At 42.9% G+C, this 20,767-nt stretch carries 19 protein-coding genes and 1 tRNA gene; 8 read left to right on the forward strand and 12 right to left on the reverse strand.

The annotated features are described in order from the left end of the window. Positions 1–340: 340 nt before the first annotated feature. The 3 genes from NJ959_RS09355 to NJ959_RS09365 all read right to left on the reverse strand — a co-directional run bounded on the left by NJ959_RS09355 (position 341) and on the right by NJ959_RS09365 (position 2,652). On the reverse strand, positions 341–1,159 hold the full coding sequence (locus tag NJ959_RS09355) for a Uma2 family endonuclease (RefSeq protein ID WP_254011488.1): 819 nt from the start codon (positions 1,157–1,159) through the stop codon (positions 341–343). Positions 1,160–1,259: 100 nt separating this feature from the next. After that, entirely contained in the window at positions 1,260–1,439 is a 180-nt protein-coding gene (locus tag NJ959_RS09360) for a hypothetical protein (protein ID WP_254011489.1), read from the reverse strand. Between the two features lie 100 nt (positions 1,440–1,539). Next, the gene (locus NJ959_RS09365) at positions 1,540–2,652 is read right to left on the reverse strand and encodes a M4 family metallopeptidase (RefSeq protein WP_254011490.1); all 1,113 of its coding nucleotides are present in this window, start codon (positions 2,650–2,652) and stop codon (positions 1,540–1,542) included. 349 nt (positions 2,653–3,001) lie between these two features. Here NJ959_RS09365 and groL point away from each other — a divergent pair, with 349 nt between their 5' ends. The 6 genes from groL to NJ959_RS09395 all read left to right on the forward strand — a co-directional run bounded on the left by groL (position 3,002) and on the right by NJ959_RS09395 (position 8,544). Continuing rightward, positions 3,002–4,675, forward strand: coding sequence for a chaperonin GroEL (groL, locus tag NJ959_RS09370; RefSeq protein ID WP_254011491.1), 1,674 nt, complete (start codon positions 3,002–3,004; stop codon positions 4,673–4,675). A 686-nt stretch (positions 4,676–5,361) separates the two neighbouring features. Continuing rightward, positions 5,362–5,949, forward strand: a complete 588-nt coding sequence (hisB, locus tag NJ959_RS09375; protein WP_254011505.1) for an imidazoleglycerol-phosphate dehydratase HisB — start codon at positions 5,362–5,364, stop codon at positions 5,947–5,949. A 292-nt stretch (positions 5,950–6,241) separates the two neighbouring features. Continuing rightward, the gene (locus tag NJ959_RS09380; RefSeq protein ID WP_254011492.1) at positions 6,242–6,925 is read left to right on the forward strand and encodes a Uma2 family endonuclease; all 684 of its coding nucleotides are present in this window, start codon (positions 6,242–6,244) and stop codon (positions 6,923–6,925) included. Positions 6,926–7,163: 238 nt separating this feature from the next. Continuing rightward, positions 7,164–7,667: a hypothetical protein gene (locus NJ959_RS09385; protein WP_254011493.1), complete on the forward strand. Its 504-nt coding sequence runs from the start codon at positions 7,164–7,166 to the stop codon at positions 7,665–7,667. A 105-nt stretch (positions 7,668–7,772) separates the two neighbouring features. After that, a complete protein-coding gene (locus NJ959_RS09390; protein ID WP_254011494.1) occupies positions 7,773–8,357 on the forward strand; it encodes a tetratricopeptide repeat protein in 585 nt (194 codons plus the stop codon). A 16-nt stretch (positions 8,358–8,373) separates the two neighbouring features. Next, positions 8,374–8,544, forward strand: coding sequence for a hypothetical protein (locus NJ959_RS09395; protein WP_254011495.1), 171 nt, complete (start codon positions 8,374–8,376; stop codon positions 8,542–8,544). On the opposite strand, the gene NJ959_RS09400 is transcribed toward NJ959_RS09395, so the two are convergent. The 3 genes from NJ959_RS09400 to NJ959_RS09410 all read right to left on the reverse strand — a co-directional run bounded on the left by NJ959_RS09400 (position 8,541) and on the right by NJ959_RS09410 (position 9,898). Continuing rightward, positions 8,541–8,906 (reverse strand): hypothetical protein, encoded by a 366-nt coding sequence (locus tag NJ959_RS09400; RefSeq protein ID WP_254011496.1) that lies wholly within the window; start codon positions 8,904–8,906, stop codon positions 8,541–8,543. The genes NJ959_RS09395 and NJ959_RS09400 overlap by 4 nt on opposite strands. Positions 8,907–9,005: 99 nt before the next feature. Then, a complete protein-coding gene (locus NJ959_RS09405) occupies positions 9,006–9,584 on the reverse strand; it encodes a Uma2 family endonuclease (RefSeq protein ID WP_254011497.1) in 579 nt (192 codons plus the stop codon). Between the two features lie 229 nt (positions 9,585–9,813). Continuing rightward, positions 9,814–9,898 (reverse strand) — tRNA-Ser (locus NJ959_RS09410). 118 nt (positions 9,899–10,016) lie between these two features. Between NJ959_RS09410 and NJ959_RS09415 the strand changes: the two genes are divergently transcribed. Continuing rightward, entirely contained in the window at positions 10,017–10,415 is a 399-nt protein-coding gene (locus tag NJ959_RS09415; RefSeq protein ID WP_254011498.1) for a RidA family protein, read from the forward strand. Positions 10,416–10,569: 154 nt separating this feature from the next. Next, positions 10,570–14,799, forward strand: a complete 4,230-nt coding sequence (locus tag NJ959_RS09420) for a PAS domain-containing hybrid sensor histidine kinase/response regulator family protein (protein ID WP_254011499.1) — start codon at positions 10,570–10,572, stop codon at positions 14,797–14,799. A 68-nt stretch (positions 14,800–14,867) separates the two neighbouring features. Here the strand turns inward: NJ959_RS09420 and folB are convergent, their stop codons facing one another. The 6 genes from folB to NJ959_RS09450 form a co-directional block, all read right to left on the reverse strand. Further along, positions 14,868–15,227: a dihydroneopterin aldolase gene (folB, locus tag NJ959_RS09425; RefSeq protein ID WP_254011500.1), complete on the reverse strand. Its 360-nt coding sequence runs from the start codon at positions 15,225–15,227 to the stop codon at positions 14,868–14,870. 43 nt (positions 15,228–15,270) lie between these two features. Next, complete coding sequence (locus NJ959_RS09430; RefSeq protein WP_309242588.1) at positions 15,271–15,564, reverse strand: aspartyl protease; 294 nt, start codon at positions 15,562–15,564, stop codon at positions 15,271–15,273. 71 nt (positions 15,565–15,635) lie between these two features. Further along, on the reverse strand, positions 15,636–15,953 hold the full coding sequence (locus tag NJ959_RS09435; RefSeq protein ID WP_254011501.1) for a hypothetical protein: 318 nt from the start codon (positions 15,951–15,953) through the stop codon (positions 15,636–15,638). A gap of 183 nt (positions 15,954–16,136) precedes the next feature. After that, complete coding sequence (locus tag NJ959_RS09440) at positions 16,137–17,036, reverse strand: serine aminopeptidase domain-containing protein (protein WP_254011502.1); 900 nt, start codon at positions 17,034–17,036, stop codon at positions 16,137–16,139. Positions 17,037–17,077: 41 nt separating this feature from the next. Further along, positions 17,078–17,536 (reverse strand): GatB/YqeY domain-containing protein, encoded by a 459-nt coding sequence (locus NJ959_RS09445; RefSeq protein WP_254011503.1) that lies wholly within the window; start codon positions 17,534–17,536, stop codon positions 17,078–17,080. Positions 17,537–18,131: 595 nt separating this feature from the next. Next, complete coding sequence (locus NJ959_RS09450; RefSeq protein ID WP_254011504.1) at positions 18,132–20,159, reverse strand: PAS domain-containing protein; 2,028 nt, start codon at positions 20,157–20,159, stop codon at positions 18,132–18,134. Between the last annotated feature and the right edge of the window lie 608 nt (positions 20,160–20,767).

Here is a 20,767-nt window from a genome sequence, read left to right on the forward strand (position 1 = left end):
CCGAAACAACCTTGTGGAGATATCATTACGCCCTTATGGCAAACGTAATGAGCCTCTTAACCTGATTTATCAGGATATTAAGGCGCTCGATGTCTTAAGAATCCCCGTGTCTTTAGACCGGGGAGTGTCAAGGTAAGCTACAGTCTAGCTTCCGCAGTAGCTGCGATCGCAGCTACTGCCTCACTAAGTTAAGCAAAGTCCGTCCCTATTAGGCTCGATAGGTGTCAGGCTCTTTCCCAAGTTTGTAGGGGCGGGTTTTGGAATTAATCTTGTCATCTCACCGATAATATTAGATCCAAAACCCGCCCACAACCAAACTATCCTTAGTCCAAAAGATACTCTAAATTGTATCTGGATTGATATTCAACTCTCGCAGTTTCGCTGCCAATCGTTGAACTCGTTGAGCTTCATGTTCAGCACGTTGAGCTTCTGATTCAGCACGTTGAGCTTCATGTTCAGCACGTTGAGCTTCTGATTCAGCACGTTGAGCTTCATGTTCCGCACGTTGAGCTTCATGTTCGGCACGTTGTTGGGCTAATTCCTTTTCCTGACGCTCGTATTCAGCTTCAGTTGGTACTAACTCACCCTCAGCCGTAAAAAAGCGCAACATTTTTTGATGAATTCCCAGATATAACTCTAACTGCTGACTCCACAACCACCCTTGCTCATTTGGTTGTATCGGCTGATATTTGCCATCAATGAGATGAAACCCAGAGAATTCTAAAGTTTTTGGGTCAAACCAGAAATAGTCAGGAGTCCGAAATGTATCTTGATAGAGACTTTTCTTTTTACCTCTGTCAACTGCCGCAGTGCTATCAGAGAGAATCTCGATAATGATATTGGGATACTTTCCCTCTTCTGCCCAAACTACCCAACTTTTTCGCAGTTTCCTTTCTGTGCCTAATACGAGAAAGAAATCTGGTCCACGAAAATCTCGCGATTTGATTTGCTCTGGATTGTAGTAAATAGTGAGATTTCCGCTAGCATAGAAATCTTGGCGCTCGCGCCACCAGCAGTTAATACAGTTAATAAGCAAATCTATTTGTAGTCGATGTATGTCACTTTCCAATGGTGGCTCGTCACTCCATAAATCGCTAGGGGGAATGATTATATCTTCCCATGTTTCTTGGTGGATTTCTCGGTCTTGGGCGAGTGTCATGGCGATAGGGGAGTAATTGGCTTGGATGGGGTTATTCTATTCTACTACTATGTCACTATAAGAATATCTATAGACAGTCCGAGGGAAAAAAACTAAAAACTTAATCCGCCCATCCTTTTGGTTTCAAGTCTTGCCATTGGAAATTACTGCCAAATAAGAGTAATTTGATGACTGCTAATTCTTGGTTTCTCATGTCGCGCACCAGGAGGGTGCGTCTGCCAGTTTGTTTGCCCAGTTGTTGTTGGATTTGGTAATGTTCGCCAATTATTTCAGCATTCATGACTATCCCTGGTTGTAGTTAAACTTGTTTGTAGTAAGGACTTCAGCACTTAGCAATATCACTTTTTAAGCACTGAAGTGCTTACTACAAACTTGGGGATTTAAAACATTGCTCTCGGTTCAACTCCTGCCCGTTTCCAAGCCTCCTTAACTGCCCTTTGCTCGTTACTATCGTTACTGTAAAGTTCTCCAGCAATAGCAATAGTATGATAAGCTGCTCGTGAAAAATTAGAAGTGGCACGCAAACGATCTCTTAAAGCAAGATACCAGATTTTACCTGCCTTTTCCCAAGCATTACCACCAATTGCGGTAGCAGCTAAATAGAAAGCATAGTTGGGAATACCTGAATTAATATGTACCCCACCATTATCCTGGCTCCCCTTATACATATCTCTGGTATGGGCTGGTTGAGGATCTTTCCCTAACATTGGGTCATTATAAGCTGTGCCCGGTGCTTTCATAGAACGAAGAGCAACCCCTTTAATACTAGGAGTTAATAAACCTTGTCCGATTAGCCAGTCAGCCTTATCTGCTGTTTGTTTCAGACTCCATTGCTTCACTAGGGAACCAAACACATCAGACATCGACTCATTTAATGCCCCCGATTCACCTTGATACCTCAAACCTGCTTCATATTGAGTTATCCCATGAGTAAGTTCATGTCCAATCACATCAATACATTTAGTAAAACGCTGAAAAATTTGCCCATCCCCATCCCCATAAACCATTTGGTTTCCGTTCCAAAAGGCGTTATCATACTGTTGACCGAAGTGAACCGTTGAATCTAAACGCAAACCGCGATCGTCAATAGAGTTGCGATCGTATATCTGTCTGAAAAACTCGTAAGTAGCCCCAGCACCATCATAGGCTTCATTAACGGCGATATCAGTACTTGCAGGACTACCCTCACCCCGGACTAAAGTACCAGGTAAGTCCGATGCGTCAGCGTCATTTTTAGCATCGTAAATTGTCCGGCGCTTTTGACCAGTAGCAACAGTCATCATCGCCGTTACTACTTTTCCTAATACATCCCGTTGTCCGCGAATTCGTGCTGACAGGGATAGGGTTTGAAACGCCCATTCTTGTAAATCTGAAGTGCCATTTTTAGCAACCTCTTCCAGGATATGGGGTGGGATGACAAAGCAAATGGGGCAAAACTGGTTATTTTTATGGGAATGTTTTCCTTGTCCTGCTTTATGATTGCGTCGGATCATAGATAGACTCCTTTGTAAAATTGGTGGCGATTGTGGTATGCGATCGCTAGTAGGATCCGCAATTGGATGAGTCTGCGCCACTAGCATTAATCTCTTCAGGGTATCCAATATCGCGATCGCAGGTGGCAAAACGTAAGGAAAATTACATTTTGTCTCAAGGGGCTAGGGAATAGCGGTTATTTGTTGCTGAAGCGAGATGATCGTAGCGACTCACCCCTACACTCCCCATTCCCCACATCCCATTCCCCACATCCCAAAGGCGTGATAACCGTACCTTCAGAAACTTAGCACTCGCCCGTCAGGAGTGCTAAATTGACTATTGGAGTCACGACTAAACACCAAAACCCCTATGGCAAAAATAATTGCTTTTAAAGAAGAATCTAGACGGGCTTTAGAACGGGGTATCAATACCCTGGCTGATGCAGTCCGTATTACCCTCGGTCCGAGAGGGCGTAACGTCCTGTTGGAAAAGCAGTATGGCGCACCTCAGATTGTTAACGATGGTATCACTGTTGCTAAAGAAATTGAACTGGAAGACCCTTTAGAAAATACTGGTGCCAGACTGATTCAAGAAGTCGCTGCCAAAACTAAAGATGTTGCTGGTGACGGTACTACCACAGCCACTATTCTCGCCCAAGCGATGATTCGTGAAGGACTCAAAAACGTGGCAGCGGGTGCCAATCCCATGGCGATACGCCGAGGGATTGATAAAACTATCGCCCATCTGGTAGCAGAAATTGGCGCAATGGCACAGCCTGTGACAGGAAGTGCGATCGCACAAGTTGCTACTGTTTCTGCGGGTAACGATGAGGAAGTCGGTGCGATGATTGCCGAAGCCATGGACAAAGTTACCAAAGATGGCGTAATTACAGTTGAGGAATCCAAATCTCTCACCACTGAACTTGAGGTGGTGGAAGGGATGCAGATCGATCGCGGGTATATTTCTCCTTACTTCGTCACTAACAACGAACGGATGACGGTGGAATTTGAAAATCCCCGTATCCTGATTACCGATAAGAAGATTAGCTCCATTCAGGATTTAATCCCGGTTTTAGAGAAAATCGCTCGTGCTGGTCAACCCCTACTAATTATTGCTGAAGATTTGGAAGGGGAAGCCCTGGCTACTCTGGTGGTGAACAAGGCACGGGGTGTATTAAATGTCGCCGCAGTCAAATCTCCTGGATTTGGCGATCGCCGTAAGGCTATGTTACAAGATATTGCCATTCTCACGGGCGGTCAAATGATTTCTGAGGAAATCGGGTTGAGTCTTGATACTGCTTCCCTCGATATGTTGGGGACTGCGACTAAAATCACCATTGAGAAAGACAATACTACGATTGTAGCTGGTGGGGACAATAGCGCTGATGTGCAAAAGCGGATTGCCCAAATCCGCAAGCAGTTGGCAGAAACTGATTCTGAATACGATCAGGAAAAACTCCAAGAACGGATTGCTAAACTGGCTGGTGGTATTGCTGTCATTAAAGTTGGTGCAGCAACTGAAACTGAGCTTAAGGATCGCAAGCTCCGGATTGAAGATGCTCTCAATGCGACTAAAGCTGCTGTGGATGAAGGAATTATCCCCGGTGGCGGTACGATCCTGATTCGCTTGATCGGTAAAATTGCTGAAATTAAAGGTAATTTAGATACCGAAGAGAAAATCGGTGCTGATATCGTTGCCAAGGCATTAGAAGCACCCCTCCGTCAGCTAGCTGATAATGCAGGTGTTGAAGGGGCTGTGATTGTGGAGAAGGTGCGAGAAAGTACTGGCAATATTGGCTACAATGCCGCTACTAACGTATTTGAAGATTTGATTGCTGCTGGTATTATTGACCCTGCTAAAGTTGTCCGATCTTCTTTGCAAAATGCTGGTTCAATAGCAGGTATGGTATTAACTACCGAAGCTTTGGTAGTTGAGAAGCCTGAGAAGAAAGGAGCAGCCCCCGATATGGGTGGCATGGGCGGCATGGGCGGCATGGGCGGCATGGGCGGCATGGGCGGCATGGGCGGCATGGGGATGATGTAGTATCTAGCTCTGTTATCTAGATCGGCCAAGCTTACTCCCTTCGTGTTGGAGGAATATCGAATTATTTCACCAGGAAGACACAAAGACACGAAAAAGGAGAAATGAAGTAGTAAGGGAAGGGTAAATATTGATTTCCTTTCCCTTTTATTTGTGTGACAAAATTACCACTTCTGAATTTTAGTTTATCTGGTGAGTCAGAAGTAGAGATTCCAGTGTTCTAGAATGAGGCATATTTACGGAAATACTAGGGTTTCAGGCTATTGCCAGGAGCATTTTTTGATAAATGGTTATAAAATTGGCAGGATATTCTATGTATTGTAACGATACCGAATCTCTAGAATAACGCAAATTGGTAGATTAAATTGTGAAAATTTTCCATAATATTGCCAGTTGAGGAAAATATAAGTCAAGGAACCCTGACAATCGGTCAGATCCTGGAATAATGAGAAGGGAGAGGGGAAAAATAGATTTTCTTCGTTCTATCCTTTGCCCTGGAGCATTTATTTAGTAAAATTTAGCTTTATAATTTGCCAAGGAACTTTCCTGTACAATAAGTAAGGTGGAGTTCAGTTAAGCAAAGATTATCAAAATCGACTCTAATAACTAAAGTGACACTAACAAAAAATAGCGAAGCGCCGCTCCATACTGATTTAGAAAACCCTAGATCTTCTGGGCATATTTTGCCAATGCGAACAGCAACTGTTAAACGTACTACAGGGGAAACTGATGTAGAAGTTAGCCTAAATTTAGATGGTACAGGAATTTGTACTGCGGCTACTGGTATCCCGTTTTTAGACCACATGTTACATCAGATATCGTCTCACGGACTAATTGATTTAGAAGTAAGGGCGACTGGAGATATAGAAATTGACGATCACCACACTAATGAAGATGTTGGTATTACAATAGGACAAGCCTTGACTAAAGCATTAGGCGATCGCAAAGGCATAGTCCGTTTTGGTCATTTCTTTGCCCCGTTGGATGAAGCATTAGTCCAGGTTACCCTAGACTTTTCCGGTCGTCCTCACTTAAGCTATGGTTTAGAGATTCCGACTCAGCGAGTTGGGACTTATGATACTCAATTGGTAAGAGAGTTTTTTGTCGCGGTGGTTAATCATTCTCAGATGACATTACATATCCGCCAATTGGATGGGATTAATTCGCACCATATTATCGAAGCAACTTTTAAAGCATTTGCTAGAGCTGTGCGGATGGCAGTAGAAATAGATCCGCGTCGTGCCAGTACGATTCCCAGTTCTAAAGGAGTTTTGTAATATACCTGATTTAACTTATATCTGTAGGGTGCGTTAGGCTTTGCTAACGCACCATTCTAATCAAGGAGTTTTGTAATATAAGCTGTCACGCATTTACTCTTTTCGCGCCGGAAGAATAACTATTGAAGAAACCACGCTTGACACTAAGACACAAAGGAAGAGATAGATAATCTTCTACCGCAAAGGGAGTAATTCAGCAAGCCCTAGATATAGCGTCGCTGCGTAAGTCCTGCTAGATTCAGTTACAATCGTCTAAAATTAGATCAAATTCTCCTAAATCAGAGTCTGGGTTATGACTGCTATAACTGCCACCCCTACCCTATCCCAATTTACATGTATTCCTGAATGGCAACCTGCTACATGGGAGGATTACTTAGCCATTGGCAACGATCCAGATCCAATGTTAAATAGAGTCAGGGTATTTTTTAATGAGGGATATCTTTTCGTTGAAATGGGACAAGAAGGAATTAATCACGCACTATTTAGCAATATCTTTCCAGTACTATTTTTCCTGTGGTTTACTCGTAAATCTGGAGAAATACAACCCTACAAATGTCTAGGACGTTGTGTAATTGAGAAACCAAAGAAGCGAGGCGGCGCACCAGATTTAGTTCTATATATTGGCGACGGCGCACCGGAATGGGTAGAAGGAGAACCCCGGCGCATTAATTTGGATAATTGGCGACTTCCCGATTTAGTAGGGGAAGTCAGCGATACAACAATAGCGACAGATTTAGATGAGAAAAAGCGGTTATATGCGGCTTTAGGAATTCCCGAATATTGGGTAATAGATATTAAAGGAAAACGAGTTTTGGCATTTCGCTTACAAGAAGATGGAAATTATCAGCAGTGCGGATATTCTGTAGCGTTAGCAGGGTTACCAATTGCGATTTTGGATGAAACTTTACAAAGATTAAGTCAGGGAGATCATGCTAGTGCGGCGCTTTGGTTTTCTCAACAGATTGGGGGTTTGTAGAGGAATTAAGCTGTGAGACAGTGGTTTTAACTACTGGCGGTTGTGGTTATCCCAATTAATATAGCATTTCCATTTGAGATGTAAACAAATCCTAAGTCAGAACCCTTGTATTGCGAACATCTTGCTCCCGTCGGTTTTGAGAATTCATTGAAATACGCTATAGCAAGATTCAGGACATATCCAAGCAATCGAGAATCTGAGATTATAATCAAAATAAATATCACCACTAATCCTCCTCATGACTCAGCCACCCCAAGAAACTAATTTCCCCTCTCCCGTTGCCCTGAAAATTGGCAAACTTTTACTTGAAGATATTCGTACCTTGATCGCCCTAAAAGAATATCCCATTAGAGATTATCCCTGGACAGAGGTAGAAAGAATTACCCTAACAGCGCAAGAAAAACAACAGGCAGCATTTATCCAATCGCAACTGATTAATGAACCAACCCACTTGCTCAATGAAGCGACTATTTGGGCAAGGGCAATTTATCCTCTGCTAGCACTAGCAGAAACAGATTCGATTCGGGCTTGGGCAGAGATTACACTGAATGCTCAATTTCCCACATTTTCGATTAGTGGGATTGCCGATGGAGTTTTGGGTAAGTCAGTGGCGGGCAGATTGGAAGCGCCTTATTTGGTAGTAGTTGAGGCAAAACGGGGGATTGAAGCCGTCGATCCGATTCCGCAACTTTATGGTGAGTTACTAATGGAAAGGGAGGAGGTAATGGGGAATAGGGAATAGGGAATTTACCCGGCGGGATGTGGAAATGTGAGTTGCTGAAAACATCCGTAGTAAGTGCTAGTATTGGTGTAGAAAGTAACTGGAATACTTGGTATTTTCCCTGCAATGGATGAAATCCGTCAGAAATCCTATCTTTATTTCTTAATGGCAGTATTACAAGCAACTGCCGATAGCAAGGGAAATCCACAGGTGGTTTACCCATTACTTCAAGCCAACTTAGATAAACTAGATCTGAATTTGGCTGGAGTATTGCAAAACTGGGTAGAGGAAAACCTACCTCAGTGGGAATCAGCACATGCACAATACGTTGTGGGAGTTATCGTAAATTTCAGTAACCTGATACAGCAATTTCCCCAGGGGAAGCGGGGGGATAATTTGGAAATTGCTCTTGTTGGTTATAAAATAGTATCGACTGTTTTTACCCAAGCAGCCTTTCCCGAAAACTGGGCTGGTACTCAAATTAACTTGGGCAATGCTTACTTATACAGCCTCAAAGGAGAAAAAGCTGATAACTTAGAAATGGCGATCGTTTGTTATGGTGAAGCCCTGAAAATTCTTACCCCAACCGCCTTTCCTGTAGACTGGGCTATAACTCAAAATAACTTGGGCGAAGCTTACAGAAACAGAATCAAAGGCGAAAAAGCTGATAACATAGAAATGGCGATCATGGCTCAGGAATTTGACCTGTGAGGAGTTTGAAGCTGTCTTGGCACAACTCCAACCCCAAATCGCTCAAATCCTTGCCCAACTTAAACCAGGAAAGCGCTTTGTACTGGAGGAGGTTATTGATGCGGATCTCAAAGAAATACGCGATCGCAAACCTTATCCTTTCGCTAACCCATTTTATTGGGCAGCCTTCACCGCAGCCGGAGTCTAGCAATTTTCACACCACTGATTCAATCCTCTTTTTGTCACATAAATCAAAACAGGAGTTATCATTGCCAGAGGGATAGTAGGAGGATTGAGAAACAAATATGCCACCACAACATTAAACGAGTTATTTAATAAATCTTCTCGAAACTCTTTTCGACAGAGGACTTCCCGCAGTTGCTTGGCGTATTCGTCTAACCACTTAGGCGCTCTGACAACTTCTATTTTAGCTCGTTTTGCTACCACTAAAGCCGCATCTTCTAAATCTCCCTCACATTTCTCAATCACATCCAAAGCTTCTAAGGCTTCGGGATAATCTGCCAATTGAGCGCGATACTGAGCAATTTCTTCCGCTGTAACTATCATCATATTGTACCTAGTAAAACCATCTCCAAATATAACTACTCACCTAATCAGACAAATTCCGCATAAAACTAAATATTTCCCCCCATAATTCCCAATCTCATTTCATTCCTCAGTGTCAAACACAACACCTTCATACAGCAACTCAATCGCCAACTCAAACTCAATACTTGATAAAGTAATAATATCTCCAGCACTATAAGCATAATAGCCCCACATCCTACCCTCGCCGCGACAATAACGTTCAACGGATACTTGTTCCGAATCAATCAAGATATACTCTTGCAAAGTAGGGATTTTTAGATAATAATTAAATTTCTCCCCTCTATCTTTCCCCATCGTACCAGGGGAGAGAACTTCCGCAATAATTTTAGGATGTTGAATAAATTTGCGGGCGTTAAGATCTTGAGGGTCACATCTGACGATAAGATCGGGATAATAATAACGACTTTTAGGACTAACTTGCACTTTCACATCAGATACATTTATCCGACAACCTCTGGATTGGAGATGTGGGTATAAGGCTCTGTAGAGATTGAGAGCAATATCATTATGGGGAATTGTACCACCTGTCATAGCAAAGACTTCCCCATTGACATATTCATAGCGTATGTCTTGGAGAGATTCCCATTCGAGATATTCCTCGACAGTCATTTTTTGGGGTTGTTGGGGGATGGCAATCATAGTAAGACTCTTGGCAGCTTGCTTTGATTGTAGCAACAGACTTTAAGCTGTATCTATTCTTACGACCTAGGCTAAATCTCTATATGTAGTGGCGTGGCAAGGCTTAAAATGTAGCTTGGGCAAAGCCAGAGCCAAACCCAACCCACATCTAATGAACCATCAAAGCTGTGCCATGGTAGTAGCTGGTGCGTTATGGTTTGCTAACGCACCAGCCAGTCTTATTTATCAACGGAGAGGGTGGGATTTGAACCCACGTTAGGTTACCCTAAAGCAGATTTCGAGTCTGCCGCATTCAACCACTCTGCCACCTCTCCAGATATTCAGTCAATCTAGGTTCTAGCCACTCCAGCTTAAGTAATCTTGCTAGACCTATTCAGATATTACCATTTATACTGCCCTTTGGATACTACACGACTTTCCCAGGAAAAAATCATGACCAGACAAGTCATCCGTACAGAAAATGCACCCGCACCTGTCGGTCCCTACAATCAAGCCATTTCTGCCGGTGGTACAATGGTTTTCGTAGCGGGTCAAATTCCCCTTCACCCTAGTACTGGCGAGATTGTTGGCATAAATGATATCGTCAAACAGACAGAGCAAGTAATGACCAACCTGGAAGCCATCCTTACTGCTGCTGGTGCTACTACTCAGGATATCGTGAAAACAACGGTATTTCTGGCAAACATGAATGATTTTGCGGCGATGAACCAAGTCTACGCCCGGTACTTTGAGGAAGCATTAGCGCCAGCGCGTGCTTGCGTCGAGGTTTCTCGGCTTCCCAAAGATGTTTTAGTCGAAATTGAATGTATTGCTGTACTGGATATGGTGTAAAGGGTTTTGAGGAATTAGTGTAGGGCCGAGTTGCTGCGAGAATCTCTGGCTGTAACTAATAACACTAATCGACTCACCCTCTTAAATTAAGAATAACTTTCTGGTGTCTGGTGCAACTTATATAACCTGAAACAGCAGGTGGATAGTTCAAAGTATGAATTTCAAAAATCAGTTGCCAACATCATTGATACTCAAATTGTCCCAGCAATTTAAGCCCGCTATCCTATTGCTAGTTGTCGCGGGCTATTTAGGTAATTATTTTAGTCTGCCCTTGTTTTTTGGGGTGGATTTTCTATTCGGCAGTATTGCTGTATTGATGGTAGTGTATTTTTACGGACAGTTGTGGGGAACTCTAGCAGCAATTATTGTTAGTAGTTACACATATATCCTTTGGAATCATCCCTACGCGATCGTTATATTTACTTGCGAGAGCCTGTTTGTTAGTTATTTATTGGGTCGTAAGTCCAATAATTTGCTACTGTTGGATGGTATTTATTGGATATTTATTGGTATTCCACTAGTTTGGCTATTTTATGGTGAAATATTGCATGTATCAACTACCCAAGTATGGTTAATTAGCCTAAAGCAATCGATCAATGGTATCTGTAACGCCCTAGTCGCCAGCCTAATTATTACATATTTACCGATTGACAAAATAGTCGGTCGCCGCTCGTTAGATAATCGGCTATCTCTCCAGCAAACTATATTTAATCTATTGGTGACATTTGTTTTATTACCAGCTTTAATCGTCACAGTATTTAATAGTCAGCAGCTCCTTCAAACTATTGAAACTCAAATTCGCACAGAATTAAAAAGCACATCCAGTTTCCTGGTAACGAATATGAAATTTTGGTATCAGCAGCATTTACATGGCATTGAGGAACTAGCGAAAACTGCTGCGAGATCCCCTTTAGGTAACAGCCCTTCTCCAGCACTCAATATCCCATCTGGGACATTGCAAAATAATACAGAATTGATCCGGCGAACCTTACCATCATTTCTCCAAGTGTACGTCGCTGATACTTCCGGAAGAATTGTTGCCTCGCAACCCAGCATTAACGAAGATGGAAAATCAATAATTGGTTCAAAATTTGATGATGATAAAAAAGTCATTCTAGAAACAATAGCAGTAAGTTTGCAACCCATACTGACAGATGTTCATCTAGATGAGGCTTCAACAGTACCTCACGTAGGTATCATAGTTCCTGTAAGAACAGATAAGGAATTTCGCGGCATTGTATATGGTTCCCTCCAGTTAGAGCACATTGCTGAACTCCTTAGATCCAGTATCCAAAAAGATCCAATAAGAGAGTCGGGCTTACAAGCGACACTCCTTGATGGCGATGCTCGCGTCATTGCCAGTACCCAATCAGATCTCCCCATAATGACAAAATTTAATCTTAATCAGGTCGGCTCAATTCGTTCAGTTGATGGTGAGATATCTCAGTGGCTACCAGACGATCCAGGAATACCAGCTATGGTGCGTTGGCGAAAATCTTTCTATTTTCAGAAGATTCCTATAGATAATGGTTTACCATGGACGTTTGTCGTCCAAGTACCGACAGCGCCTTACATTGAGTATTTAGAGTCTCTTTATATCAAAACTCTAGCCGCTATGTTAATATTAGCATTGCTGGCGTTAGGTGTTGCCGTTATCCTCAGTCGTCGCTTAGTAAATCCCCTGTTACAGTTAGCCAAATTTACTGCTAACTTACCTGAAAAAGTAGAAACTTTACATGGAACATCTATAAGATCGAACGACAAATTTGTAGATTGGCCTCAAAGCAATGTACGAGAAATTCATTCCCTCGCTAGCAACTTCCAGTTAATGGTGGCAGCGCTCAATCAAAAATTTCAAGAAATCCAAGGTGTCAATGAAAACCTAGAAAAAAGGGTACAAGAAAGGACTAGAGAATTATCAAAAATTAACAAAGAATTAGCAGGTGAGATTAGGCAACGCCAAGGGATAGAATCGACTCTACGGGAACGGGAGGAACGTTATGAATTGGCAATTTCTGGTACTAATGATGGGATCTGGGACTGGAATTTAGATACCAAAGAGGTTTATTACTCGCCTACCTGGATGAGAATTATCGGATATGCCGACGATCCTCTCCCCCAAACCCTCACAAGTTGGTCGGATCATATCCATCCAGACGATATCGATCTAGCAGTAAATGATATCAACAACCATTTAGATGGTTCGACAATCCTCTACGAAAGCATCCATCGGATTAAACACCACAATGGGCATTATATTTGGATCGCAGCTAAGGGGAGGTGTATTCGCGATCGCAAGGGTCAAGCCTATCGCTTAGTTGGTACAATTACTGATATTACTGACAAAAAGCTCTCAGAAGAACAGCTTAAAGCAGCCAAAGAGGAAGCCGAATCCGCCAACCGCACCAAGAGTGAATTCCTCGCCACCATGAGCCACGAAATCCGCACCCCCATGAATGCTGTAATTGGGATGACAGGATTGCTCCTCGACACAAACCTTTCATTACAACAACGGGATTTTGTGGAAACTATTCGTAACAGTGGCGAGACTCTCCTTACTATTATTAATGATATCCTGGATTTCTCTAAAATTGAGGCTGGTAAACTGGAATTAGAAGAACACCCCTTCGATCTCCGTACCGCCATTGAAGATTCTCTCGATCTAGTGGCTACCAGGGCAGGAGCCAAAGGTATTGAGTTAGCATATATTATGGCAGAGGAAACTCCTCAAACCATTGTCGGAGATGTCACCAGGCTGCGCCAAATATTAGTGAATTTGCTCAGTAATGCTGTAAAATTCACAGAAACTGGAGAAGTAGTTGTTTTTGTACAAGAGGTTAGAGGTAAAGGATTAGAACAGGGGCTAGAGGGTAGTCCCCAGCCCCTAGTCCCTTGTTTAGAATACGAAATTCAATTCTCTGTCAAAGATACAGGAATCGGTATTCCGCAAAATCGGATGGATAGCCTATTTCAGCCTTTCAGCCAAGTTGATGCTTCCACCACTCGCCAGTATGGGGGCACTGGATTGGGGCTAGCAATTAGTAAAAGACTGACTGAGCTAATGGGAGGCAGAATGTGGCTAGAAAGTCAAGTAGGAGTTGGTTCTACTTTCTATTTTACAGCGACAGTTACATCCGTTCCCAACTCATCCTTGATGGAGAACCCAGTTTATCATCAGATGTTGGCCGATAAACGCCTCTTGCTTGTGGCTGGTAATCCAATCAACCGACAAGTATTGACGTTACAAGCCCAATCCTTTGGTATGGTTATCCAAGCCGCTCAAACAGTTGAGGAAGCAGTTACTTGGCTTGAGGAGGGGCAAAAATTTGAAGCTATCGTGCTAGAGAGTAAAATTCTGGCAAGTAACATCGTTTCTCACCCTAACTGCCAAAACTTACCATTAATTATGGTAACCTCAATTGGACATATAAATCCCACAGATGAGAATTTAGGGGTTAATGTGACAGCTTATTTAACAAAACCGATTAAGCAGTCTCAGTTTTACAATATTTTGATTAGTATTTTCGTCAACCCAGCACTAATAGTGGATAAAGCTAACCTGTATTCATCCGAGTTTGATTCACAATTCGCCCAACAAATACCTCTGAAAATTCTCTTGGCTGAGGATAATGTGGTGAATCAGAAAGTAGCTATAAATATTCTACAACGATTGGGATATCGGGTTGATGTGGTTGCCAATGGGTTGGAAGTATTGGAAGCATTGCACCGTCAACCATATAATGTAGTCCTGATGGATGTACAAATGCCAGAAATGGATGGATTGACAGCCACTAGTTACATCTGTCAAGAATGGTCAATGTCTTCACGTCCAAGGATTATCGCTATGACGGCAAATGCAATGGCTGGGGATCGGGAAAGGTGTTTAGCTGCCGGGATGGATGACTATATTAGCAAACCAATCCGCGTTGAAGCAATCAAAGTGGCTTTGAGTAAGTGTCAACCACAACCCACTATCTCAGTAGAGGAAGGTATCACGAAAGATGAGATTTGTCAACCGATAGCTGAATCAGCCCTCCCGCCCATAAATTTGACAGAATTGAAGGAGATGGCAGGGGAAGGATCAGATGACTTTATCATTGAGATCGTCAATAGCTACCTCCAAGATACTCCCCAACTTTTGCGATCGCTCCAACAGGGAATTGACGAGGGAAATCGAGAATTATTCAAACGCTCTGCCCATAGTCTCAAGTCTAGCAGTGCCCTCGTGGGCGCTCATACCCTTTCGGAAATTGCTAAAGAATTGGAATTTTTAGATTATGCTGGGACTACAGTTGAGGTATTATCCCTGCTATCACAAGCAACGAAGGAATTCCAACGAGTGGATGAAGCACTTCAGTTGGAGTGTCAGGCTTTGGGCGTTTAAGAAGGGAATGGGGAATAGGGATCTCAAAAACAAACAACAAACAACCAACAACCAACAACCAACAACAACTAACAACGACTTCTGGTAATATCAATAGTAATTCTGCCACCAAAGTCGGGGATGGGGGCAGCGGGTTTGGTTAACCGTACTTGGACTTGTTGTACCATATCTAATTTAAGGATAGAATCTGCGATCGCGCTAGCTAATTTTTCCACTAGGGCAAATTTCGCCGTTTTCACTAATTCTTTGACAGTTTCAATCACAACCCGGTAATCCAAAGTATCGCTAATATCATCACTTTCTCCGGCTGGAGCTAAATCTAACCATAGAGTTAAATCGACTTCAAACCATTGTCCCAAAACTTGTTCTTCTGGTAAATAGCCTGTGTAACCGTAGCCACGTATTCCTGTTAATTGAATAGAATCCATATTTCATGTTTACATATATTATCCAATCAAATGCGAAGCGATTTTAAGCAGATTCCATAGTTAATACACCTGACTCTATATCTACAACTAATCGCCTATTTTTTAACCACTTTCGACCAATTAAAACTTCTGCAACTCCCTCACCTGCATGAACAGGGATATCAAACTCTACTCCATCCATTCTCACTTTACCAGCATAAATATCAAACTTAGCCTCTCCTTTTGCCATTTCCATAGTCCGTTCCCCTAAATACACCCATCCCAATCCATCTAAATCCTGCTTATCAATAGCTAACCAATCTGAAAAGCCTGTATCTAATAGTGCATCAACAGGCAATTATAATTCACCAGCAGCAATTAACTCTATTTCAAAAAATAGCTCATCCTTACTACCAAATTTACCATGGATCATATAGTACCAGCGACCCCTGTTTCATTGATCCGAAAGATGTACACAGGAGCATTTGGGTGTTTCTGCCAAGACTTATTTATAGCATCTAATTCATCTTTTTCGATGAAATAATCTTGACTCTCAGGCTCAACTGCCATAAACCAATTATAGTGAGTTTCCATAAATTCTGGCTTAACTCGCTCAAAAATTGGCTGACAGCGCTGGTAAAATTCCTCTTGTTTAGCTTTCCATTGGGCTTTCTGTACTTCTGTCCACTGGATTTCTGGAAATAGTCTCCCTCGACGTACTGTGGGAATTAAGGTTTTATTAACCATAAGTTATTGACTCCAATCTACTTGTAGCAGCGCTAGGCTAACGCCAAGCAACGCTTACGCTTAAATTATACTATTTGCATCAGCAAAGGATAACGCACCCTACAAATAGAACTAACCTCTCTTCTTTGCGCTCTACTCTGACGAGAAGCCGCTGCGCGTCTATGCGTTAAAAAAAATTCTCAATCACTCCCCCACTTCCCAGGCTTCAATTCCCACTTCCCACCCTTTAATCTCTCCAAGTGCTTGATGTAAAGCTGGAATATGTACCCAACCGACAAAACCACCATAGAGAAATTCCCCCTCACTATTAGCGACAAAGACATGTTCAACTTGGACAGGATTCTTCCATTTCCTTAAAGTTACCCCATTGGCAAAACTCATACAAGTCTTAGCGCGAGGGAAATCCCGTCGATGTGCATCAGTCATCCCCGGTACTAATCGCAATCTTTCAATTAACTGAGCTGTAAAATCGAGAGGTGGAGCTTCAGTTATGACTGGATTCGCCCAAAATTCCTGAATTGCCGCCACCACAGCACGATGATTTTTGAGTGTAGCGTGGGGTAAATCTGGTAAACAAACCCATTTCGCCCCAGCAAACTTAGTAGTTTCTAGAGTAATCGTACCATCACTACCGCCATCGACATCACCTGCGATCGCGAGTGTGGGAATTACTTTAGCAATAGTTTGAGCAATCTGGCGACGATTTGCACCTAGAGCTGCTGCAATCCCGATGCCAATCCCTAAAGGATCGAAAATTCTCGCCAAATCTGCCCCACCAACTGGGGAAGCAATTAGTACAAACGATTCTACTCTTGTCCACCATTCCGGATGGCGGTGCAAAACTTCCAGCCAAATCAAACCACCCATGGAATGCCCCATAATTCTGATGGGTATATGGGGATAATTGTCAATAGTTTCACTAGCAATTTTTTCCACTTGCTCAATAAGGGGTTCAATCCGCAGCCAAGTTTTCACCCAGCCGAGGTCGGGAGAGATGAGGAGAGTATTCGGTGTGGTTAACGATTGCGCCATATTTGCGATCGCCTTATCATTATCCGCCCAACCATGTTGAGCAAAGAGCATAAAATCCGATATCTCACTCACCAATCCGAACTCCCAATCGATTATCCACTTAGTTTAGCCTTTACGATGGCTTGAATTTTCTGACCGTCTGCTCTACCTTTTAGTTTCTCCATGACAGGTCCCATTACCTTACCCATTTGTTTTACAGATACTACCCCAGTTTGGGCAATTATCTCATCGACGACAGTAATTATTTCTTCATCAGATAATTGTTCCGGCAAATATTCTTCAAGAATTGCTAATTCCTGCGCTTCTAGATCCGCTAAATCATCACGTTTGGCTTTACGATATTGTTCGATAGAATCCCGGCGTTGTTTGGCTAGTTGGGATAAGACTTCCATTTCCTGAGTTTCTGTCAGGGTGTCTTGCCCGCTAGGGCGGAGGCTGACTTCTTTTTCTAGGATCAGCTTTTTGATACTGCGGACAGTTTCTAGGCGGATTTTGTCTTTCGCCTTCATCGCGGTTTTGATGTCTTCGGAGATCCGGTCTTTTAGTGTCATGGTTTTAAATTGATAATACTACTATTAATAGTGTATTGAGCCAGGGACTGTTTGACCCCTCCCCTACCAGGAGAGGGGAGTAAGATTTCCCTTACCCTTAATAGTATTGAGCCAGGGACTGTTTGACCCCCTTCTAACATTACTCTTTCTCGCAGTAATACCCGCTCTAGAATTAAGCGGGTATTCGGACTGTTTGTTACACCTGGGCAGGTTGCCAGTCGTATTTATCCGCCATTTCATCACAGCAATCATCATCGGCTGCCCCATGGCGCGATTTATTTTCGTCTTCGTCGTACCTGGGTTTTGGCATAATTAAGTTACTCCTAGTTCGGTGTAATCGGACTATGGAGAAGTCGTCTCGGTTGAGTGTGTCCGCACTCGCCGAGGCGCATTCCATATTTGGATTATATAGATCCTAAGCTGTATAATGATTGCTTTGATCTAATCTTCGCATTTTCTGATCTTAACTCTGATTTTGAATTGCCATACTTAGAATAAATCCCCAGCAGAAACGGGGTTTCTTGAAGAAACCCCGTTTCTAGAGCGTACTTGATGCGCTTTTGAATCCCTAGCTAATAACATTATGTTATTAGTTTTATTGTTGACATTGGGTAATATCAGTACTAGCACCCATCAGACGATAGGGTTTACCATTAGGATCTCGGATTGCAGTACCACGGGAGAGGAAGCTGCGAATAGTGCCATCTTTAGACAGCATCCGATGTTCCGTACTATATCGATTAGTCAACCCTTCCAGATGAGCCTTAATTTCATTTCTCACCTGTTTGATATCCTCGGGATGGACTAACTCCAGCCAAGCATCCATAGTATTGGCAAATTCATCATTGCCGTAATGGAGCATAGCTTTCAGATTGGGTGCGATATAGAGTTCATTAGTTTCAATCTGCCAATCCCAAATCCCCACTTTCCCTGCACAAACTGCCAAAGCATACCTTTCTTCAGTCTGCTGATATTTGACAATTTCTTCTTGCAGGATAGCATTGGTTTGAGAAAGAAGAGTAGTCCGCTCTTGCTCTAGTTTGGCTGATGCTGTTTCTGACTGTTTTCGCTCGGTGATGTCCCGCTCGATTGCCATCCAGTGGGTATAATTTCCGTTATCGTCAACGACGGGGACGATATTAAGTTCAACCCAGAATTCGGAACCATCTTTGCGATAGTTGATTAATTCCGCCCGGACGGGTTCCCATCGAGCTAATGTATCCCGAATTATATCAGCCTGAGCGCGATCTGTTTTTGGTCCTTGGAGGAATCGCGGTGTTTTGCCAATTACTTCCTCTGCTGTATAACCCGTCATCCGCGTAAAACCTTGGTTGACATATACTATACGAGGACCTGGTTTGTCAAGGGGATGAGCTTCAGTAATTACGATCGCATCGTTGGCGTTAAAGACTGCTGATTCTAGTAACCGCAGGCGTTCTTCATCCTGTTTCCGTTTGCTAATATCCCGGATGAAACTTAAAGATACCAGGCGATCGCGATATTCAATAATTCGAGAACTAACTTCTACCTGAATTTGACTGCGATCCTTCCGATGGAGGGCATGTTCAAATATAATACTTCCAGTTGCTTGAAGTTGCTGAAGGATCGACATTTGCCGTTCTTCAGAGATGGGTGCTTCAATATCCTTAGCTTTCAACTTGAGAAGTTCTTTGCGGGTGTAGCCCAGTCGCCTTGAGGCATTTTGGTTAGCATCCAAAATGCGATTGGTAGATAAGTCGATGATTAAGATCGAGTCGTTGGCATATTCAAATAAATGACGGTAATTTGCTTCTGACTCTCTGAGAGACTCTTCAACCTGTTTCCGTTCCGTAATGTCTCTGGCGGTACAAATAGCACCTTCCACGCCATTCTGGTTACTTAGAATGGGACTCAGGATATATTCGTAATGCCTAACACCATTTATGGTAGGGTAGCTGATGTCATCAGTTAAGGGTCGCCTGGTGGCCAATACCACTTCCCGCTGATTTTCAAATAGCTCAATTCCCTCTGGTGGTAGACTGAGTTGTTGGGCTGTTTTGCCTAAAATTTCCGCTTGGGGTAGGTCAAACAATTGAGCGATCGCGAGATTAACATAAGTAAATCTCCCCATCCTGTCCAAGACGCAAATTGGATCTGGCGACGATGATAGTACCTGATCGAATATTTTCTCTTGTTGCTGAATCCGGGCTGCGAGTTCCCGCATTTTCCCATCATCGCCGATGTTTGCTCCAATCCCACCTATTTCTAAGGTGGTTATTTCGCCGATTCCAGAGTCTCCTGCGCCCAGCATCCTCTCCCCAAAACCGTTTCGAGATACCCACCCGTGGGAGATATCCGGAATCGTTTCTGAGTTAAACTGACTAATCTGACGTTCTAAGATCGATGTTTGAGTCAGTTCAGTGAGCTGATGACTAAGTTGCTTGTATTTTTGTTCTAATTCATTGATTTGGTACTGAATGTCCTCCACCGTCGCTGGGCGCGGATCGCCCGGAGGTAGTCCAAATGCCTGTTTTAGAGCATCTATCACGACAGCAGTGCGATCGCGCCCTGTTGTTTCTGCCCGAAATCGAATTTCCTGAGTCAGTTGCTCTGGAAGTCTAAATGTCGCTATTTTGCTGACCATTGTTTAATATCTTTATTTTTGGGAGTTCAACCTTTTTGTCAGCGGTACGCCATGTCTCTAAAGCTAGAAAACTTGCCGTTAACCATTTATGCGATCTTTACGGTTAAACTCAAAGGACTACCGGAACCACTTTCGATCGGCCTAACGGCTAATATGGTTCTGTCATTGTCTTAAATATAACCTATAAACTCATCAGTGACATTACTGGTTTTGGGTATTGTTCTTTTTGATACATATTACCTACTGCCGTATACTTTAAAAGTCGCCCAGTTAAAAGTCAAAAGTCCTTGAATAGTAAGGTTTTTGACATGCTCTGGGCAAGGGTATAGAAGTGGTAAGCGATATCGCCTAATTGCCTCTTCCACTATAATAGTCCGCCCCATGTCTAATTTCTTCCGGAAAAAAAAAACAGAACTTACGCCCGTCAGCTACCGACATCCTACCAATTCGAGTGTCAGGCTAAATAGTTAACACTTCCGTAGATTTCGTGCGCAAGTCCTGGGAACTTGTTTCGGTGCTCTGATCCAATTTTCCTCTCCCCACTACAGGAATGACCTCCGCAATATGTCTTAATTCAGTAAGCAAGTTGGCTGAATTCTTGAATAGGG

The sequence above is a fragment of the Limnofasciculus baicalensis BBK-W-15 genome, from assembly GCF_024178385.1.
GTDB classification, from domain to species: Bacteria; Cyanobacteriota; Cyanobacteriia; order Cyanobacteriales; family Coleofasciculaceae; genus Limnofasciculus; species Limnofasciculus baicalensis.

Excerpts from the sequence above, each read along its gene's own strand:
- NJ959_RS09355 (WP_254011488.1), bottom strand. The coding sequence starts at position 1,159 with ATGACACTCGCCCAAGACCGAGAAATCCACCAAGAAACATGGGAAGAT.
- NJ959_RS09360 (WP_254011489.1), bottom strand. The coding sequence starts at position 1,439 with ATGAATGCTGAAATAATTGGCGAACATTACCAAATCCAACAACAACTG.
- NJ959_RS09365 (WP_254011490.1), bottom strand. The coding sequence starts at position 2,652 with ATGATCCGACGCAATCATAAAGCAGGACAAGGAAAACATTCCCATAAA.
- groL (WP_254011491.1), top strand. The coding sequence starts at position 3,002 with ATGGCAAAAATAATTGCTTTTAAAGAAGAATCTAGACGGGCTTTAGAA.
- hisB (WP_254011505.1), top strand. The coding sequence starts at position 5,362 with ATGCGAACAGCAACTGTTAAACGTACTACAGGGGAAACTGATGTAGAA.
- NJ959_RS09380 (WP_254011492.1), top strand. The coding sequence starts at position 6,242 with ATGACTGCTATAACTGCCACCCCTACCCTATCCCAATTTACATGTATT.
- NJ959_RS09385 (WP_254011493.1), top strand. The coding sequence starts at position 7,164 with ATGACTCAGCCACCCCAAGAAACTAATTTCCCCTCTCCCGTTGCCCTG.
- NJ959_RS09390 (WP_254011494.1), top strand. The coding sequence starts at position 7,773 with ATGGATGAAATCCGTCAGAAATCCTATCTTTATTTCTTAATGGCAGTA.
- NJ959_RS09400 (WP_254011496.1), bottom strand. The coding sequence starts at position 8,906 with ATGATGATAGTTACAGCGGAAGAAATTGCTCAGTATCGCGCTCAATTG.
- NJ959_RS09405 (WP_254011497.1), bottom strand. The coding sequence starts at position 9,584 with ATGATTGCCATCCCCCAACAACCCCAAAAAATGACTGTCGAGGAATAT.
- NJ959_RS09415 (WP_254011498.1), top strand. The coding sequence starts at position 10,017 with ATGACCAGACAAGTCATCCGTACAGAAAATGCACCCGCACCTGTCGGT.
- NJ959_RS09420 (WP_254011499.1), top strand. The coding sequence starts at position 10,570 with ATGAATTTCAAAAATCAGTTGCCAACATCATTGATACTCAAATTGTCC.
- folB (WP_254011500.1), bottom strand. The coding sequence starts at position 15,227 with ATGGATTCTATTCAATTAACAGGAATACGTGGCTACGGTTACACAGGC.
- NJ959_RS09435 (WP_254011501.1), bottom strand. The coding sequence starts at position 15,953 with ATGGTTAATAAAACCTTAATTCCCACAGTACGTCGAGGGAGACTATTT.
- NJ959_RS09440 (WP_254011502.1), bottom strand. The coding sequence starts at position 17,036 with ATGCTCTTTGCTCAACATGGTTGGGCGGATAATGATAAGGCGATCGCA.
- NJ959_RS09445 (WP_254011503.1), bottom strand. The coding sequence starts at position 17,536 with ATGACACTAAAAGACCGGATCTCCGAAGACATCAAAACCGCGATGAAG.
- NJ959_RS09450 (WP_254011504.1), bottom strand. The coding sequence starts at position 20,159 with ATGGTCAGCAAAATAGCGACATTTAGACTTCCAGAGCAACTGACTCAG.